This is a genomic window from Cellulomonas sp. Leaf334 (assembly GCF_001424195.1).
GTDB lineage: Bacteria > Actinomycetota > Actinomycetes > Actinomycetales > Cellulomonadaceae > Cellulomonas.
Genome location: NZ_LMOO01000008.1, coordinates 452,391 through 467,523 on the forward strand (window position 1 = coordinate 452,391; position 15,133 = coordinate 467,523).

13 protein-coding genes and 1 pseudogene are annotated in these 15,133 nt (G+C 69.5%); 6 read left to right on the top strand and 8 right to left on the bottom strand.

Going from position 1 to position 15,133, the window contains the following annotated elements; genetic code table 11:
• Positions 1-17: 17 nt before the first annotated feature.
• Together ASF78_RS20205 and ASF78_RS20210 are read right to left on the bottom strand one after the other, a co-directional pair.
• Complete coding sequence (locus ASF78_RS20205; RefSeq protein WP_056593800.1) at positions 18-845, bottom strand: ABC transporter permease; 828 nt, start codon at positions 843-845, stop codon at positions 18-20.
• Positions 845-1,822, bottom strand: a complete 978-nt coding sequence (locus tag ASF78_RS20210; RefSeq protein WP_056593803.1) for an ATP-binding cassette domain-containing protein — start codon at positions 1,820-1,822, stop codon at positions 845-847. Before ASF78_RS20210 ends, ASF78_RS20205 begins: the two co-directional genes overlap by 1 nt.
• A 130-nt stretch (positions 1,823-1,952) precedes the next feature.
• Between ASF78_RS20210 and ASF78_RS20215 the strand changes: the two genes are divergently transcribed.
• Positions 1,953-2,360, top strand: coding sequence for a PPOX class F420-dependent oxidoreductase (locus ASF78_RS20215; protein ID WP_056593806.1), 408 nt, complete (start codon positions 1,953-1,955; stop codon positions 2,358-2,360).
• 4 nt (positions 2,361-2,364) lie between these two features.
• Here the strand turns inward: ASF78_RS20215 and ASF78_RS20220 are convergent, their stop codons facing one another.
• From ASF78_RS20220 to dnaK, 6 genes are all read right to left on the bottom strand, one after another.
• Positions 2,365-3,531, bottom strand: coding sequence for an aminotransferase class V-fold PLP-dependent enzyme (locus ASF78_RS20220; RefSeq protein WP_056593810.1), 1,167 nt, complete (start codon positions 3,529-3,531; stop codon positions 2,365-2,367).
• 184 nt (positions 3,532-3,715) lie between these two features.
• Positions 3,716-5,215 (bottom strand): hypothetical protein, encoded by a 1,500-nt coding sequence (locus ASF78_RS20225; protein ID WP_156374256.1) that lies wholly within the window; start codon positions 5,213-5,215, stop codon positions 3,716-3,718.
• A 123-nt stretch (positions 5,216-5,338) separates the two neighbouring features.
• Positions 5,339-5,758: a heat shock protein transcriptional repressor HspR gene (locus ASF78_RS20230; RefSeq protein ID WP_056593816.1), complete on the bottom strand. Its 420-nt coding sequence runs from the start codon at positions 5,756-5,758 to the stop codon at positions 5,339-5,341.
• A 2-nt stretch (positions 5,759-5,760) separates the two neighbouring features.
• Positions 5,761-6,732, bottom strand: coding sequence for a DnaJ C-terminal domain-containing protein (locus tag ASF78_RS20235; protein ID WP_056593820.1), 972 nt, complete (start codon positions 6,730-6,732; stop codon positions 5,761-5,763).
• A gap of 74 nt (positions 6,733-6,806) precedes the next feature.
• Complete coding sequence (grpE, locus tag ASF78_RS20240; protein WP_082495226.1) at positions 6,807-7,367, bottom strand: nucleotide exchange factor GrpE; 561 nt, start codon at positions 7,365-7,367, stop codon at positions 6,807-6,809.
• Positions 7,364-9,226 carry a molecular chaperone DnaK gene (dnaK, locus tag ASF78_RS20245; RefSeq protein ID WP_056593822.1) on the bottom strand — a complete coding sequence of 621 codons (1,863 nt, stop codon included), beginning with the start codon at positions 9,224-9,226 and terminating at the stop codon, positions 7,364-7,366. Before dnaK ends, grpE begins: the two co-directional genes overlap by 4 nt.
• Before the next feature lie 276 nt (positions 9,227-9,502).
• Here dnaK and ASF78_RS20250 point away from each other — a divergent pair, with 276 nt between their 5' ends.
• From ASF78_RS20250 to ASF78_RS20265, 5 genes and pseudogenes are all read left to right on the top strand, one after another.
• Entirely contained in the window at positions 9,503-10,222 is a 720-nt protein-coding gene (locus tag ASF78_RS20250) for a TnsA-like heteromeric transposase endonuclease subunit (protein ID WP_056593825.1), read from the top strand.
• Positions 10,223-10,302: 80 nt separating this feature from the next.
• The gene (locus tag ASF78_RS20255; RefSeq protein WP_235518729.1) at positions 10,303-12,204 is read left to right on the top strand and encodes a helix-turn-helix domain-containing protein; all 1,902 of its coding nucleotides are present in this window, start codon (positions 10,303-10,305) and stop codon (positions 12,202-12,204) included.
• Positions 12,201-13,265 carry a TniB family NTP-binding protein gene (locus ASF78_RS20260; protein ID WP_056593830.1) on the top strand — a complete coding sequence of 355 codons (1,065 nt, stop codon included), beginning with the start codon at positions 12,201-12,203 and terminating at the stop codon, positions 13,263-13,265. Before ASF78_RS20255 ends, ASF78_RS20260 begins: the two co-directional genes overlap by 4 nt.
• Positions 13,237-13,689, top strand: a pseudogene (locus tag ASF78_RS23465) (TniQ family protein); the annotation flags it as partial. The gene ASF78_RS20260 and the pseudogene ASF78_RS23465, both read left to right, overlap by 29 nt.
• 87 nt (positions 13,690-13,776) lie before the next feature.
• Positions 13,777-14,919: a hypothetical protein gene (locus ASF78_RS20265; RefSeq protein ID WP_056593833.1), complete on the top strand. Its 1,143-nt coding sequence runs from the start codon at positions 13,777-13,779 to the stop codon at positions 14,917-14,919.
• The last annotated feature ends 214 nt before the right edge of the window (positions 14,920-15,133 follow it).

The window sequence follows — 15,133 nt, forward strand, 5'->3', positions numbered from 1 at the left end:
AGCCGGCGGCGGTGTCGTCAGACCTTGCGGCGGTACGCCCGCATGGCCAGCGGCAGGAACACCGCGACCAGCCCGACGCACCACGCGAGCGTCCAGTAGACGCTGTCCCCCATCGGCGTGCCCAGGAACAGCCCGCGCATCGCGGCGACCAGGTGGGTCAGCGGGTTCCACTCGACGAAGGACTGCATCCAGCTGGGCAGCGTCGCCGCGGGGACGAACACGTTCGACGCGAAGCTCAGCGGCATGATGATCAGGAACATGATCCCCTGCACGGCGCCCGAGGTCCGGACCTTCATGCCCACGAAGACGGACACCCAGCTCAGGCAGAGCGCGAACAGGACGGCGAGCAGGCAGCCCGCCACCGCGCTGAGCGGGTCGGTGAGGATGCGGAAGCCCATCAGGTAGCCGACGACGAACGTCGACAGGATGACGATCACGTAGCGCACCACATCACCGAGCACCGCGCCCACCAGGGGGGCGGCGCGCGGGATGGGCAGCGACTTGAAGCGGTCGAAGATGCCCTTGCCCAGGTCGGTGTTGAGGTTCACGCCGATGGCGATCGCGCCCTGCGCGATGGTCTGCGCCAGGATGCCGGGCAGCAGGAACTGCAGGTAGTCGTGAGTGCTGCCCGCGACGGCACCGCCGAAGATGTAGACGAAGATCACCAGGAAGATCGCCGGCTGCAGCGTGACGTCGATGAGCGCCTCGGGCGTCCGCCACGTCTTGATCAGGCTGCGCTTGGCCAGCGACAACGAGTGCCGGACCAGCGGGAAGGGCTTGCGGGTGGCCGCGGCGGCCGACGTCGGGACTGCTCGGGGGGACCGCTGCTCGGTGAGCGTGGTCATCAGGCCACCTCCTTGCTCTCTGTCGTGTCGTCCTCGGAGGCCGTGCGGCCCGTGAGGGAGAAGAACACCTCGTCCAGGCTGGGCAGGTGCAGGGACAGCTCGGTGACGCCGATGCCGGCGCTCGCCAGGCGGGACACCGTGGCGGTCAGGGCGGAGTCGTCGTGGACCGGGACCGCCAGGACGCCCTTGCGGATCTCCTCGGCGGCCGTGCCGGAGGACACCTGACCGAGCAGGGTCGCCGTCTCCTGCATGCGCGACAGGTCCGACGGGCGCACCTCGAGCGTCTGGCCGCCGACCACGCGCTTGAGACCCTCGGGGGTGTCGTGCGCGATGACGCGACCGTGGTCGATGACCGTGATCTCGTCGGCGAGCGCGTCCGCCTCCTCCAGGTACTGCGTCGTCAGCAGGACCGTCGAACCGTCCGTGACCAGCGAGCGGACGACGTCCCACATGTCCTCGCGCTTGGCGGGGTCGAGGCCGGTCGTCGGCTCGTCGAGGAAGATCACGTCGGGGCGACCGACGAGGCTCGCCGCGAGGTCGAGCCTGCGTCGCATGCCCCCCGAGTACGTCTTGGCGGGGCGGTCTGCGGCCGCGGTCAGGTCGAACCACTCCAGCAGCTCGGCGGCGCGGGCGCGGGCGCCGGCGCGGCCGAGGTCCAGCAGCGTGCCGAACAGCACGAGGTTCTGCCGGCCGGAGAGGTCCTCGTCGACGGACGCGTACTGGCCCGTGAGGCCGATCGACTGGCGGACGCGCTCGGCGTCCTTGACCACGTCGAACCCGCCGATGCGGGCGTGACCGGCGTCGGGGACGAGCAGGGTGGACAGGATGCGGACCGCCGTCGTCTTGCCGGCACCGTTGGGGCCGAGCACACCGAGGACGGTGCCGCGGGCGACGGCGAGGTCGACGCCCTGCAGGGCCTTCGTCTCGCCGAAGTGCTTGACGAGGCCGTGCGCCTCGATCACCAGGTCGTGTGTCATGGCTCCAGCGTGAGGAGGTCGCCTGACAGCCCACCGACACGAGGCTGACACGACCCGTGTCAGCGCCGGAGGTCCGCGCGTTCGAGCGTCAGGACGACCGACGCCGCGGACGTCATGGTTGGCTGGGTCGATGGCCTTCACCGACGAGGAGCTCGCGTACCTGTCGTCCCAGCCGCTCGCGCGGCTCGCCACCGTCGGACCCGACTGGCAGCCGGACGTCGTCCCGGTCGCGCTCGAGGTCGACGACGCAGTCCTGTGGGTGGGCGGGGGCGAGTCGTTCCTCCGGACGCGCAAGGTCCAGAACATCGGGACCGGGCACCGCGAGGTCGCTCTCGTGGTCGACGACCTGGTGTCCCTCGACCCGTTCGCCGCGCGGGGCATCCGCATCTACGGCACCGCCGACGACCCCGTCGAGCGCATCGGCCTGGTGGGTCCAGGGTGGTACGTGCGCATCACGCCGACCGTGTCGTGGACCTGGAACCTGGTCGGCGAGCCCGTCGGGGACTCCTGGTACCCGATGCCCCGGACCGAGCACTGAGCGTCTAGCGCAGCGCCGACAGCAGGCGGTCCAGCTCCTCGTCGGACGTGTAGTAGTGCGGGCTCGCGCGGACGACCTCCGTCAGGCCGCGGGAACCGAAGTCGAGCTGGGCCGACGAGAGACGCGTGACGCTGACGTTGACGCCCGCGGCGGCGACCCGGGCGCGGACCTCGTCGGCACGCATCCCGTCGACCGTGAACGTGACGATGCCGGACTTCCGGACGCCCGTGTCGCGCACCGTGACGCCGAGGGTCTGCGACAGGTCCTCGCGCAGCCGCGCGGCGAGCGTCGTGACGCGCTCCTCGATCTGCGGCAGGCCGAACGACAGCGCGTAGTCGACGGCCGCGCCGAGGCCGAGGTTGTCGGCGACCGACCGCTCCCACGTCTCGAACCGGAGCGCGCCGGGGACGACCTCGTAGGTGCTCGCCGACGTCCACGTCGCCGCGCCGAGGCCCAGGACCGGCGGGACGAGGCTGTCGGTGATCTCGCGGCGGGCGTACAGGAAGCCGGTACCCCGGGGGCCGCGGAGGAACTTGCGACCCGTCGCCGCGAGCAGGTCGCAGCCCAGGTCCTCGACGTCCACGTCCAGCTGGCCCACCGACTGGCACGCGTCGAGCAGGAACGGGACCCCTGCCTTCGTCGTGAGGGCGCCCACGGCCTGCGCCGGGTTGACGACGCCTCCCCCGGTCGGGACGTGCGTCAGCGCGACGAGCGCGACGTCGGTGTCGAGGCGGCGTTCCAGCTGGGCGAGGTCGACCTGGCCGTGCTCGTCGTCCTCGACGATCTCCAGGGTGGCGCCGGTGCGCTCGCACGCCTGCAGGAGGGCGATCGCATTGCTGACGTACTCGGTGCGCGCGGTGAGGATGCGCTGACCCGGTCCCAGGGGGATCGACGAGAACGCGACGTTCCACGCGGCGGTCGCGCTCTGCACCAGCGCGATCTCGTCCGGCTGCGCCCCGATCAGCCGCGCGACCGACCCGTACACGTCCGCGACCCGCGCCCCGGCCTCGGCCTCGGCCTCGTACGGGCCGATCTCCGCCTCCCGGCGCAGGTGCGCCACGACGGTGTCCGTGACCACGCTCGGGCGCAGGGCTCCGCCGGCGTTGTTCAGGTGGGTCACGTGGTCGACGCCGGGCGTGTCACGGCGGGCGCGGTCGAGGTCGATCGTCATCGCCGCCGAGTCTAGGCAGGACCCGCCGCCGGCCGTCCACCGTCCGCTGTCCGCCCCGTTCTCCCTGTCAGAGAGGCGCCTCCGGCGTCTCCAACGCGGTCGACCCTGGGACGGCGACGTAGCCGGTGACGTCGAGCATGCCGACGGAGTAGCCCCGTCGCGAGCCTCCCCCTCTGAACGCCTCTCAGTCGTTGCGCGCGTAGTAGCCCGACACGTCGACGAGCGCGAGCACGTCGCCGCTGTTGTTGTAGACCGAGAACGCCGGTCCCGGGCCGAGCCGGGTGATCACTCCGGTGGCGATGTCCGACCCCGGACGGGCGTTGGCGTTGCTCGCGAACGGTCGCGTCGTGCCGGTCGGGTACACGGTGAGGTAGGACAGCTTCGACGCCGACGCGGTCGTGAGGTTGAGCGACAGGGCGACGGCGTCGTCCCGCATCTCGACGCCCGCGCTCTGCGCGGTGAACGCCAGCACGCTCCCCGTGTCGACCTTGCCCGACCCGACCGCACGCTGGGGCTGGAGCGGGTAGAAGTCGGCGCCGCGCGACTCCACGAACCAGCCGACGACGTCCACGACGACGTGCGTCGAGCCCTGGTCGTTGTACAGGGTCAGCGCGCCGTCCGGGCCGAGCGGCACGATGGCGAGGTTCGGCACATCGTCACCCTGGTAGGCGTTGAGCACGCTCGTCGAGGACCCGTCGACCGCGTCCGACGGGTACGCCGACAGGTACGAGGTACGGGCGGTGCCCTCCGTCGCGGTGATCGTCACCGCGGCCGCGACGGCGTCGGCCGGCGCGACCTTGCCGGGGCCCGCGAGCACGAGCGGACGCGTGCCGTGCGGTCCGAGCGGTGCGGACCCACGGGTGTCCAGCACCCGCGTCGGAGCGATCGGCTCGAAGCCGGCGCCCTCGTCGGCCGAGTAGTAGCCCTGCAGGTCCGCGACGACGTGCGTGTAGCCGGCGTTGTTGTAGAGGATCACCTCCGGCTCCCCCGACTCCGTCCACCGGCTCACCGGGATGGTCACGAGGTTGGCCACGTCACGACCGGCCGAGGAGTTGATCACGCTCGACCGCACCTCGGCGTTCTCGTGGGGAAGCGACGAGATGTAGCTGGTCGATGCGGTGCCCTGCGTCGCGGTCAGGTTGAGGACGACCGCCACCGTGTGCTCCGGGAGGTCGCTCATCAGGAACCGTGCACGTTCTCCCGGGGCGAGCGGACCCGCCTCGTCCTCACGCGTGTCGATGACCCGCGTCGGCTCGACGGGCACGAGCCGACCGGGAGGAGTCAGCCGGACGCTCCGGTCCCCGGCGACGTCCTCGCCCGCGCCGCCGATCCAGAACCCGGTACCGGACTCGACGTCCGTGCCCGCGAGCCCGAAGCGCGTGCCGTAGAAGCCCGTCGGGTCGGTCGTCCGCGTCGTGGCGCTGATCTCCCAGCAGCTCACCGGGATCGAGAACGAGCCGTCCGCCGCTGTCGTCCCCGTCGCGACGACTCCCCGGTCCGCGTAGTAGTAGGTGCCGATCACGTCGACGACGATGCCCTCGAGGTTCTCGTGCGTGAACTCGTCGGCCACGGTCCCGTGCACGGTCCCGCACGACGCGGCAGCCTGCGCGGCGGTGGCCAGCGGCACGGCGGTCACCGTCAGCAGGGCGGACAGGAGGGCGGTGGCCCAGGCGGATCGGCGCACGGTGCGGCCCTTCGTCGGTCGACGCCGCACGGGCGGCCCGTGGACTGTGGAGGTCGGTTGGTCGGGGCGACGATAGCGCCCGGCGACCGGGCGCCGGTCCGGTTCACCCGAACGGTGCAGCGGTCAGCGCGACGGGCGCCACAGGACCACTGCGGCGCGGTCGGTCGTCGTCGTCGGGCGGCGGCTGCGGCTCGCCGTGCGGTTGACCGCGACGACGTCGCCGCGGGGGTCGGCCGTGAAGATGCGGCGGCCTGGGTCGACGAACGCGCGCAGGTACTCGACCTGCCGCTTCAGCTGCTCCAGCTCCGCCTCGAGCTCGAGGATCCGCTTGATGCCGGCCAGGTTCACGCCCTCGTCCTGGGACAGCCGCTGCACCTCGCGCAGCGTCGCGATGTCCCGCAGCGAGTACCGCCGGCCGCGGCCGCTCGCGCGGCTGGGGGTGACCAGGCCGAGGCGGTCGTACTGGCGCAGGGTCTGCGGGTGCATGCCGGCCAGCTCGGCGGCGACCGAGATGACGTAGACCTTGGCGTCCTCGGTGGGCATCGCTACTTCTTCGCCGCGTCGAGCAGGTCTGCGCGCACGTCCTGTCCGGACGTCGCGATGCCGAACGCCTGGACGGCCTCCCGGGCGGCGGCGCTGAGGCGCTGCGGGACGACGACCTGCACGGTGATGAGCAGGTCGCCCTTGCTGCCGGGGATGCCCTTGCCCTTGACGCGCAGGACGCGGCCCGACGGGGTGCCCTCGGGCACCTTGACGCGGACGGTGGAGCCGTCGAGCGTCGGCACCTCGATGGTCGCGCCCAGCGCGGCCTCGTCGAACGCGACCGGCACGGTGATCCGCAGGTTCTCGCCGTCGATCGAGAAGACGGGGTGCGGGGTGACACGGACGGTGATGACGAGGTCGCCCGCGGGTCCGCCCCCGGCACCGGGGCGGCCCTTGCCCCGCAGCCGGATCTTCTGCCCGTCGCGGACGCCCGCAGGGATGCGGGCGTTGACCGTGCGGCCCTCCACGCTGAGCGACACCGTCGACCCCTCGACCGCCTGCCGGAAGGGCAGGGTCGCGCTGGTGGCCAGGTCGGCGCCCTGCTGCGGACCGAACCCACCGGCGCCGCCGCCGTTGCCGAACAGCCCGCCGAGGAGGTCCTCGAAGCCGGCCGCACCGCCGGGGGCGTTGGTGTACCGGACACGACCGCCGGGCTGCCCGGCGCCTCCGCCGAACATGCCGCCGAAGACGTCCTCGAACCCCGCGCCGCCGCGCCCGCCCGCCGTGAAGCGCGGCCCGCCCGCCATGGCGCGCAGCTGGTCGTACTGGCCGCGCTGCTCCGGGTCGGACAGGACCGCGTAGGCCTCGCCGACGTCCTTGAAGCGCGCCTCCGCCTTGGCGTCCCCCGGGTTGTGGTCCGGGTGCTCCTGGCGCGCGAGCTTGCGGTACGCCTTCTTGATGGTGGCGGCGTCGGCATCCTTGGGGACGCCGAGGACCGAGTAGAAGTCCTTCTCGAGCCAGTCCTGACCGGTCACGCCGCTCCTTCCTTGATCTGGTCGTCCGAGGTCCCACGGGAGAACCCGCGGGACCTCGGACGCTACTGCGCTTCTTACGCCTCGGGGTCCACGACCGCGACGCGGGCCGCCCGGATGACCCGGTCGGGCGTGCGGTACCCCGGCTGGAGCACCATCTGCACGGTCGACTCCGTGACGTCCGCGGAGTGCGAGTGCATGAGCGCCTCGTGCACCGCGGGGTCGAACACCTCGCCGGCCTCGCCGTAGCGGACCACGCCGAACCGGCCGAGGGTGCCCTCGAGCTTCTCCGCGATGGAGACGAACGGTCCGGTGAGGTCACCGTGCTGGCGGGCCAGCTCGATGTCGTCCAGCACCGGGATGAGCGCCTCGACGATGGTCTGCACCCCACGGTCGTGGGCGGCGAGGGCGTCGGCCTTCGACCGCTTCACGAACCCCGAGTACTGCTGCTCGAGGTTGTAGTAGGCCGCCTGCGACCTCTGCAGCTCCTCGAGCCGCTCGGCCGCCAGCTTCTCGACGGCGACGAGGCCCTCGAGGACGACCTCCTCCTCGGCCGAGGCCGCGATGGACTCGGCGTCGGCCAGGATCTGCTCCTCGGGCGTCAGCTCGTCACCGGGCTCGTCGGGAGTCGTCGTCACTTGCGCGCCTCGTCCTCGTCGTCGACGATCTCGGCGTCCACGACGTCCTCGTCGGCCGTCGTGTCAGCCGCGGGCTGCTCGTCGGCCGGCGCGTTCGCCGCCATGTTGTCCGCCGAGTAGATCGCCTCGCCGATCTTCTGGCTCACCGCGAGCAGGGCCGAGTGCTTGGCCTTGACCTCGTCGAGGTCGGTGCCCGCGAGCGCCGTCTTCAGCTCGGTGACGGCCGTCTTGACCTCGGTCGTGACGTCCTCGGGGAGCTTGTCGGCGTTGTCGGCCAGCAGCTTGTCCGTCGAGTAGGCCAGCTGCTCCGCGGTGTTGCGGGTCTCGGCCTCCTCGCGACGCGCCTTGTCCTCGGCTGCGTGCTCCTCGGCCTCGCGCACCATCCGCTCGATGTCCTCCTTGGGGAGGGCCGAGCCGCCGGTGATCGTCATCGACTGCTCCTTGTTGGTGCCACGGTCCTTGGCGGACACGTGCACGATGCCGTTCGCGTCGATGTCGAACGTGACCTCGATCTGCGGCACACCACGCGGCGCCGGCGCGATGCCGGTCAGCTCGAACGTGCCCAGCGGCTTGTTGTCCCGCGCGAACTCACGCTCGCCCTGGAACACCTGGATCAGCACCGACGGCTGGTTGTCCTCGGCCGTCGAGAAGATCTCCGACCGCTTGGTGGGGATGGCCGTGTTGCGCTCGATGAGCTTGGTCATCACGCCGCCCTTGGTCTCGATGCCGAGGCTCAGCGGCGTGACGTCGATGAGCAGGACGTCCTTGCGGTCGCCCTTCATGACGCCGGCCTGCAGCGCGGCACCGACGGCGACGACCTCGTCCGGGTTGACGCCCTTGTTGGGCTCCTTGCCGCCCGTGAGCTCCTTGACGACCTCGGTGACCGCAGGCATGCGGGTGGAGCCGCCGACGAGCACGATGTGGTCGATCTCCGACAGCTTGATGCCCGCGTCGCGGATGACCGACTGGAACGGGGCCTTGGTGCGGTCGAGCAGGTCCTGCGTCATCTGCTGGAACTGCGCGCGCGTCAGCTTGGTGTCCAGGTGGACCGGGCCGTTCTCGCTCATCGACAGGTACTGCAGCGAGATGTTGGTGCTCGTCGCGGACGACAGCTCCTTCTTGGCCTGCTCCGCCGCCTCGCGCAGACGCTGCACGGCGATCTTGTCCTTGCCCAGGTCGACGCCCGTGGAGTTCTTCACCTCGGAGATGAGGAACTCGACGATGCGCTGGTCCCAGTCGTCGCCGCCGAGCCGGTTGTCACCGGACGTCGCGCGGACCTCGATCGTCGAGAAGCCGTCGTCGTCCTTGCCCACCTCGAGGAGGGACACATCGAACGTGCCGCCACCGAGGTCGAAGACGAGGATGAGCTCGTCCTCCTTGCCGCGCTCCAGGCCGTAGGCGAGGGCGGCAGCGGTGGGCTCGTTGATGATGCGCAGGACGTTCAGGCCCGCGATGGCGCCCGCGTCCTTGGTGGCCTGGCGCTCGGCGTCGTTGAAGTACGCCGGGACCGTGATGACGGCCTCGGTGACGGGCTCGCCCAGGTAGGCCTCCGCGTCACGCTTGAGCTTGGAGAGCACCCGCGCGCTGATCTCCTGCGCGGTGTACTTCTTGTCGTCGACCGCCTGCGACCAGTCCGTGCCCATGTGGCGCTTGACCGACGTGATGGTGCGGTCGACGTTGGTGACGGCCTGGCGCTTGGCGATCTCGCCGACCAGCACCTCGCCCGTCTTGGAGAACGCCACGACCGACGGCGTCGTGCGCGACCCCTCGGCGTTGGCGATGACCGTGGGCTCGCCGCCCTCGAGGACCGAGACCACCGAGTTGGTGGTACCGAGGTCGATGCCGACTGCTCGTGCCATGTGTGTGCCTTCTTTCGTGTGATGCGTGGGGTGTACGTCTCGCTCTTGAGTCCGGCTGGCTCAAGTCTGCGTCGGCTTGTCGCTCGGCGCAAACTCGGAAGCGCTGAACTTGAGTCTGTTGGGCTCAACCCTGAGGGCCTGCGGGGCATTCCCGAGGACAGCGACGACACCGCAACCCGACGACTGTGGGATCTCATCTGAGTTGGCCAAATCTCATCTAGTTGGCCACGGCGTGTCACAAATCTCACCTACGTGGCCACGCGGGATGCTGAGCGGGTGGAACCGATCGCGGTTCGCGCCGCGTACGCGACAGCCGAGGGGCTTGAGCAGACCGCCGAGCTCTCCGCGATCGACCTGCGAGAAGTGGCGTGGGGCGCTCCGGTACGGGTCCCGCCCTCCTACGCTGGCCAGCGCAACTATCCAGGGCTCTTCTGGTCGGCGACCAACCGCGACCATGTCGTCTACGAGAGCCGACTGGAGCTCGAGTGGCTCTGGCTCGCCGACTTCGATCCGACGATCGTGCGGCTGGCCGCGCAACCGCTCAGGATCGTCGGGCGTGACGGACCACGCGAGCGAGTTCGATACCCCGACTTCCTAGCGGTCGATGCCGACGGTCGAGGGCTGGTCGTCGACGTCAAGCCGGAGGCGATGCTCGCCGATCCCGCCGTGCAGGCATCTTTGGCGTGGACTTCGCGGACCATGGGTGACGCCGGGCTCGCTTACGCAGTGTGGACCGGCGCGCCTGATGTCGTCCTACGCAATGTCCGGCTCCTGGCCTCGGTAAGGCGACCCGGCATGGTTCCGGAGCATGCGATTCGCGCGGCTGCCGAGATCTGCCCGATCACAGGGTCCTCCATCGGTGAACTCGAGGCCCGGCTCGCAGCAACGGCAGATGTTCCTCCTCGCGCCGCGATCTTCGCGGCGTTGTGGAAGTCCCGCCTTCGGTGCGACATGACGCACCCACTCTCCACGCTCACGCAGGTGGTGCCGGTGTGAACCCTCCAAGCACGGTGGCGATTCGGCCGGGCGCGCGAGTGTGGTGGAGCGGCGCCCTCTGGCGCGTCGATGCCGTGGCCGTGAGCGACGTCGTGCTTCGGCGCGATCTCGAGGTCGTACGAGTCGCACCACACGAACTGATCGACGGCGTGCGTTCACTCGACCAACGAGATACAAAACCAGCCGATCTCGCGTCCGTTCAGCTAGCCCAGCTCCCAGCCCGGACGAGGTCCATCGTCGAGACCGAGGCTCGCACGATCGCTCGCGTTCTCGATCGAGAAGGCACATACGCGCAGCGCGTCCGGTGGGTTGCGGCAGAGCTCGGGATGAGCGAACGAACTGTCAGGCGCCGGATCGACGCCTACCGTCGCGCTGGCATCGATGGGCTGCTCGATCGGCGCATGGCCCCGAGCCAAAACACCAGTGTCGATCCACGGTGGGACGCGACGTTGATCGCGGTGCTCAAGAGCTACACAGACGCCTCGACGCCATCCGTGCTCGCCGTCATCGACGAGACCAACCGGCAAATCGTTGCGACGCACGGTACCGACGTCGAGCTCCCGGCTCGCGCGACGGCATACCGTCGGGTCGATGCGCTGAGCAAGGGTCGCCACACGTTCGGTTCCGCCAAGTCCCGACGGTCCGTAGCCAACCGGCCCGACGGAGTCTTCGGCCGGCTACGTCCAGATCGGCCGGGCGAGTACATCGTCCTTGACACGAACTCGCTGGATGTCTTCGCAATGGAACCGGTGACCGGTCGATGGGTGCCGGTCCAGCTAACGGTGGCGATGGACCTGTTCTCGCGATGCATCCTCGGACTTCGACTGACGGCGGTATCGACAAAGGCGGTCGACGTCGCGAACGTGTTGTTCCAGTGCCTCCTGCCGCAGAGCGAGAGCGGCAAGGACTGGCCCTATCACGGGGTGCCGTCGAACGTTCTCGTCGGGACCGAGGAGCCTGACGGGGTTCACCAGGAGCGGCGCGGTGGGCTACCCGCGGTGATCCCGGACACGATCGTCACGGACCATGGCAAGCAGTACATGTCGGCGCACGTGATCGGGGTGTGCGCTCGGCTGGGAATCTGCGTGCAGCCGGCGATTCCGCACAAGCCGACGGACAAGCCGACGATCGAGCGGTTCTTCGGAACGCTGCGACAGTCCCTGTTGCAGCACCTGACGGGCTACAAGGGGCCGGACGTCTACTCGCGCGGCAAGGACGTAGAGCAGGGTGCGTTCTACTACGTCGCCGAGCTGGAGCAGATCATTCGGGAGTGGGTGACGACCGTGTACCACCAGAGCCAGCACGACGGACTCGCGGAACCGGAACTGCCCAGGGCGCGGTTCACGCCGTCGCAGATGTTCGAGCTCGGGCTGGCCAGAACGGGCGGGCTGATCCTGCCCGCCGCGCGCGACCTCGCGTTCGAGTTCCTCGACGTGAAGTGGCGAACGATCCAGCACTACGGCGTCGAAGTGAACGGGCTGCGCTACGACGGCGAGGCGCTCAACCCCTACCGCAACCTCAAATCAACCTACGGCGGCGCTTACGCCGGCAAGTGGCCGCTGCACGTCGACGTTCACGACGTGCGGCACGTCTGGTTCCGCGACCCCTGCGACGACTCATGGCATGAACTGACGTGGGAGCACGCACCTTCTCTTGCGGCGCCGTTCAGCCTGGACGCGGTCGAGTACGCAAAGAAGGTCGCGCTCAACGGCATACACGTCGACAACCCCTCGGCAGCCGTCCACGAGCTGCTTGCATCATGGCAGCGGGGCGAGGTGACGAACCGTCGCCAGCAGAGCCTGGCTCGACGTCTCGCTTCGCAGCCGGCCCACACTTCCGAGGGTGACGCGCGCCAGGTGGCAGCCCTTCCCGGCGTCATTGACCTGCTGGAGCGTCGTGCCGCTCGTCAAACGCCGCCCGACGATCTGGACGTGTTCGAGCGGTACGCCTACCTCGAGTCGTTGGAGGTGTTCGACCAGTGACGAACCGTTGGGCGGAGTGGCTCAGGCGCAACGGCACGACGCGGTTCGACATGGCTCGCAAGGCGGGTTGGGACGCGTTCGTGAACGCGGCACCGCGCGAGCCTTTGGAGCGCCTGGACCGCCGCGAGATCGCGGCGCTCGACGCAGAGGAGCTTGAGGACTACAACGAGGCGCGGTTGGTGTGGAACGCGAACCTTCCCACCGTGCACACACCGCAGCTGCTCGCCGCGTTCGCCGTGTTCGAGCAGGTTCTGGCCTCGGGACGTCGTGACGGCGACCGTCAGCGCGGATCCGTCGTAGTCAGTGCCGACGCCGGTCGTGGCAAGTCCACGACCGCCCAACAATTCGGGCGGGATCTGCATCGGCGCATTCAGCGGCGCGAGGGCGCGCTGACGGCGGAGGGCCACCAGCGATGGCCAGTCGCCTTCATCCCTCTGTCTGCCGGGATGACCCTCAAGGGCCTGAACCAGAAGATCCTCGAGTTCTACGGGCACCCTGCCGCGGCTAGGTCATCGACGACGTCGCTGGGGTCGTTGGCGGTTGACTGCGTTCTGTCGTGCCAGACCCGATTGATCGTGATCGACGAGCTGCACTTCATCGACTTCAAACATCGGCATGGGATCGAGGTGTCCAACCACCTGAAGTGGCTGGCCAACGAGATGCCGGTGACGTTCATGTATGTAGGGATCAATCTCGCCGAGAGGGGGTTCTTCGACGACGGGCTCGCCGGCGAGCAGGCCATCTACGCACAGACGAGCAGGCGGGCCACGCGCTGCACTCTGTCTGCCTTCAGCCTCGACAGCGACGCAGGGCACGCGATGTGGATCAAGACGCTGCGGGCTCTTGAGGGTGGCATCGTGCTAGCCGACGCTCGTCCGGGGATGCTCACTGACCACGCCCGGGAGATTTTTCGCCGCACTCAGGGCAATATCGGCTCGCTGACCAACCTCATCGACGGCGCCTGCCTCAGGGCGATGGTCACGGGCACCGAGACCATCAACGCGGACATCCTGGCCGCCGTCGTCACGGACAATGCCGCCACGCGCAGCGCCGCACGCTGACCTCGGTGCGCGATCCGGTGGCCGTCCGCGACTGCGTGTCGCCGCCGCGGGATACGACGTCACTCAATGGCCGATCTCTGTGCCTCCCTATGACGACGAACTTCCACAGTCGTGGTTGGCGCGGGTCGCATGGCGGTACGGCATGGCGCCCACGGCCCTGTTTCGAACGCTCCAGCCGCGCATCCAACAGTTCTCCGTCAGACACTTCGACTTCTTGATGGAAGGTCTCGCCGCTGCGACTCGCACCCACGCTCCGCAACGGCGAAGCCTGGTCGAGCTGGAGGTGGGCAGGTGGGCTCGCTCGTACGGGCGGCGGATCTCGCAAACGACGGGCCCATCGTTCTGCCCTGCATGCCTCGCAGGGCCGGATCCGTACTGGCGGCAGGACTGGGCGCACCCACTGTCGTTCGTGTGCTCAACGCACGGGTGCCTCCTGGTCGTTCGATGCCCTGGCTGCGGCAGTCGTCCGCACAGCGCGCTCTACGGCACGCAGCGTCCGACGCCGCCGTGGGTGTGTCCGGCCCGACGCAACGACATCGACCGCGCCCCCCGAGTACGTCGAGGCTGGTGCGGTACGGATCTTCGGCAGGTCTCGACCCCTGACGCGAGTCTCAACGAGCTCGACGCTGCCACGAGCCTGAACGACGCGATCAACCTGTCGGCGCGACGCGGGCGCGAGCTCGTCGAGACCTCTACTCGCGGGTGGCTGCCGACTCGGATCGAGTACCTCGACGCACTGCTTGAACTTCTTGACGAGCAGATTCCCGCGACCCTCTGGCCGAGCGTCGAACGACGGACGATCCTGTCGGCGCTGCACGTAGCGACGACGATCGTGAACGACGCGAGTCCCACAGACATCACCACGCTGTGCGACCAGCACGGCGTCCTGGACCCCGCTGGCCGACACACGCCGCTGCGCCCCATCCGCCTCCTGCACCCTCGCAGCCGACTACTGATGGCCCTGCGCCTGCAGTCGCTAGCCCCGAGCCTGCCCCTGGCCAGTCGCCTGGAATTCCGCACCGGCTCCAAGATGCCGCGGCTCGCAGTCGATGAAGAGCGCGCGCCCGACGGTCGAATGCACCTGACCGGGCGCTGGCCGGCGTACGGCTGGGTGCCGCCGGTGCTGTGGCCCGGCGTGCTGGACGACCTCGGCGTGACCGCACGACCACATGCCGGCGCCGCTTTGTCGATCGCGCTCTCGAAGGTCGGCTCCAACACGCCACTCCGCGCGATCGCCGTCTCGCTAGGGCTGCCGGGCTGGATTGCCGACCACGTGGCGCGGGTCCTCCGTGACCTACCCATCGACGCGGTGTGCAGGTCGCTCGAGGACCTGTTCGCACGGCTCGAAGCCAACCACCCACCGATCGACTACGCCGACCGGGTCATGGTCGGACGCGATCCGACGCAGTTCGCATCCGCCGTGGACGCCGCACTCACGGCGCGGGGCGAGGAGATCGACGCCACGGCCCGTCACGCCGCCGCGATCGAACTCTGGGCGGCTTATACCGGATCCACTCCCGCGTACTGCCCGTGGGCGGAGCGGGATGTCGTCCCGGAACTGCCCTGGTTCGTCGACCGAGCAAATCTCCTCGCTCAGGCGTACGTCGAGTTGCCTCATCACTCACACGAGCCGATGGTGTGGACACCTCCTTGAAGCGGGACCAGGCACGCCCTGAGCTGCGTCCAGCCGGTGACAGCAGCGACGGGCCGAACCTCGGCGTCCGATCAGTTCCAGAGGCAGGAGTTCGAGCGGGCGGTCACAGACCTGCAGTGGTCGACGAGCCTGCAACCACGGCACACCGACTACATGGAGGGCTCATATCGAGTGGAGGACGAACCTGGCTGCTTCAGGCCGGTCTCGACCACGG

Coding starts and splice junctions, on each gene's coding strand:
- ASF78_RS20205 (WP_056593800.1), bottom strand. CDS start 845: ATGACCACGCTCACCGAGCAGCGGTCCCCCCGAGCAGTCCCGACGTCG.
- ASF78_RS20210 (WP_056593803.1), bottom strand. CDS start 1,822: ATGACACACGACCTGGTGATCGAGGCGCACGGCCTCGTCAAGCACTTC.
- ASF78_RS20215 (WP_056593806.1), top strand. CDS start 1,953: ATGGCCTTCACCGACGAGGAGCTCGCGTACCTGTCGTCCCAGCCGCTC.
- ASF78_RS20220 (WP_056593810.1), bottom strand. CDS start 3,531: ATGACGATCGACCTCGACCGCGCCCGCCGTGACACGCCCGGCGTCGAC.
- ASF78_RS20230 (WP_056593816.1), bottom strand. CDS start 5,758: ATGCCCACCGAGGACGCCAAGGTCTACGTCATCTCGGTCGCCGCCGAG.
- dnaK (WP_056593822.1), bottom strand. CDS start 9,226: ATGGCACGAGCAGTCGGCATCGACCTCGGTACCACCAACTCGGTGGTC.